This is a genomic window from Streptomyces sp. NPDC006510 (genome assembly GCF_040611955.1).
Lineage (GTDB): Bacteria > Actinomycetota > Actinomycetes > Streptomycetales > Streptomycetaceae > Streptomyces.
Genome location: NZ_JBEXPH010000398.1, coordinates 1 through 2639 on the forward strand (window position 1 = coordinate 1; position 2639 = coordinate 2639).

At 71.0% G+C, this 2639-nt stretch carries 1 protein-coding gene and 1 pseudogene; one reads left to right on the plus strand and one right to left on the minus strand.

Annotation, left to right across the window (positions count from 1 at the left end; translation table 11 throughout):
- Positions 1–1501: 1501 nt before the first annotated feature.
- Entirely contained in the window at positions 1502–2164 is a 663-nt protein-coding gene (locus ABZY11_RS43850) for a hypothetical protein (protein WP_356484529.1), read from the minus strand.
- A 173-nt stretch (positions 2165–2337) separates the two neighbouring features.
- Here ABZY11_RS43850 and ABZY11_RS43855 point away from each other — a divergent pair.
- A pseudogene (locus ABZY11_RS43855) lies at positions 2338–2639 on the plus strand (hypothetical protein); the annotation flags it as partial.

The window sequence follows — 2639 nt, forward strand, 5'->3', positions numbered from 1 at the left end:
GGCATCGCCACCCGCTACGACAAGACCCCGGGGAGCTACCTCGCCGGACTCCACCTCCGCGCCTCCATGATCTGGATCAAGGACCTCACACGAGCGGCCCCTTGATCACAACGAATACGCACCCTAGGAGGCGAAGCCTTGCCGTCCTTGCAGACGAACAGAGTGCGAGGGAATGCACCCGCCAGCACTCCAGACCCAGCGGCGCGCAGGAAGGCACGACGTGCTCTCGACCGCCGACCCGATGGGCTGTACCGAGCGGGCTCCGCAGCGCAGTTGCTTGGCCACCCAGCGCAGAAACCTCTGGGAACACGTCGGACACGATGACTGCACCGTACGGAGCTCGGTCCGGCAGAGACCGGTTCGATCCCAAGGACGTTGTCCAGGAGCCATTGCTGCGCGGGCACCAGCTGGACCCATCCGTGCTGCTGCGCGCTCACCCACCGTCCGAGGTCTTCGCCCTGGACGATCACCTCACCGGCCGCCATGGGTACGGCCCCGCCGCCTTGGACGTGGGCCTGGGTGAGGCGGAAGCACCGTTGCCATCCCGTGTCCCAGGCCGGGCACCACCCCGGATCGATCTCCTCCAGCGCCTCACGCCGCGCCTCGGTCAGGGCGCCCGCGCTGGTCTCGACAGGGAGGCCGGCTTCCCGCCGCTGCGCGATCTGAGCCGCGATCCGGGCGGCGAATCTCTGGTTCTTGGCCCAGGCCCGACCGGATACCCGTGTTCGCCGATCGCGGCGGGCCTGAAGCCGACGGCCGCCGACCCGCCCACCGCTGTGCCGGCTGGGGAGCCGGGCTTCGCCTGCTGCGCCCCGGGAGCCCGACGCCCTGGCCTGCGGACCCGGTTCGAGGGGCGGCGGGGAGAGAATGGAGTTATGGCTGTGTGCAAGAAGTGTGGCGTGCGGAAGCGCTTTTGGTCTCGTTCCTGTTCCCGCTGCCGTTCCGGGCCGGAACGGGCGGAAGTGGCCGGGGATGCCGCCGAGCTGGCCGTGGAGACAGGACTGCTCGGGTGGATCGGGCGAGGGACCGTGGGAGTTGTGCGGCTGGTGCTGCGCGCGTTCGACTGACCGGGCTCACGCTCACTGTGGCGTGATGGTTCTGCGGTGTGTCCGGCTGTCCGCTGCTGTGCCGCCGTCGCCCCGGCTGCGCCACTGAAGCGCCGCGCTGCGCCGCTGCGCCCGGCCGTTCTGCGCACTGTGGCTCCCGTTCCGGCGTTCCGGGCCGCCCGCGACACCGAGCTGTTCGATGCCAGCTGCCGTAGCGGCCGTTTGAGCCGCGGGCCTGGCGGACAAGTTCCGGACCACCCCGCACAGCCCGGAGAGGATCAGAGCCGCCACCGAGGAGGCGTTCCACCTGCGCTTCCTCGCCCAGAGCGTTGCCGGATGTGCAGATGCCCGACAGTGGTGAACTCGCCTTGGTCAACAGGGCTGGTGGCTACGGGGCCGGGCGCGAAGAGAATGGGTTTCCGGTGCAGCGCTCGGCGGGTCAGGGGGGCAGGGGGTCAGCTCGGGCATGGAGGAGGCCGCGGTGCGCGGCCAGTTGATCGCGTCGGGGACTCGGCTGTGCCCGGCGTGGCCGCTCTCGGCCTGGTGTGCCGCGCGCGGACGCGACCGAGGAGGGCGGTGAGCGTCGGTGGTTCGAAGGTGGCTGGCCGGCCTTCGGCGAGTTCGTGGATGAGGGCGCCCAGCCCGGCGCATCCGAAGGTGCGGTGGGCGTAGTCGGTCGCGGCGAGCAGCAGGCCCTGGCAGACAACCAGGTTGGCGCTGGCCAGGGGAGTCAGAGCTGCGCGGGTGAGATCGTGGTCGTCAAGGGCGAGGCATCCGCAGTCGCAGAAGCCCATGCGCTGGACCACGGCGACGGACTCCTTTTGGGGGAGGAAGTCACCGATCGCGTCTACGGCGACGAACCCGAAGTCGATGGCGACCTGGAAGGCGTGGCGGCAGGTGTCCGGATCGGCTGCGAACTCGTCGGCCAGCGGGGCGGGGTGCTGCTGGAACTCGTCGGAGTCGGCGAGCAGGTGCCAGCCGGGTCCGGACTGCTCGCGCAGGGCTTCGCGGAGTTCGGTGTTGGTGTGCTCGTGCCACGGCCCGGTGCTGACGGCGCCTTCGGCGACCGGGGAACGCCAGTGATTCTCGCCACTTCGACGATCACCGGGAACGGACACTCGGCCGCCCCGCCGTGCACCGAGGCCTGCCCTGAGAGGCAACGGCTCATATCCGTACGACCCACCCAGCGATGCCCCAGGCCCGGCTTTCTCACCCTCCACCGACGCCGGCGCCGCGCGAAACCCTGACAGCTGACATTCGGGATGATTGGCGGCAGGCGGAGGGATGGCCGATGAAGTCGGTTCCGGACAAGGCCCCCGCCGAGTCCGCCCGCACCGGCGCACCCCGCCCATCCGCCCCCGCTCCCGGTGTGCGGTCGCTGCAGCGATTGCAAGGGGCTGCGGGTAACGCGGCGGTCTCCCGCCTGGTCGCCCAGCGCTACGCCGCCCCAGTCAAACCGACCCCCGCTCAGGCGCCGGGGTTCCGGGTGGTGAAGGCGGACGTGGCGGCCAAGAAGGTCCGCCTGGCCGCCCACGCCCCCGCCGCCACGGAGTCGAAGTCGGCACAGGACGCGGCGGTCGCGCCCCCGGACGA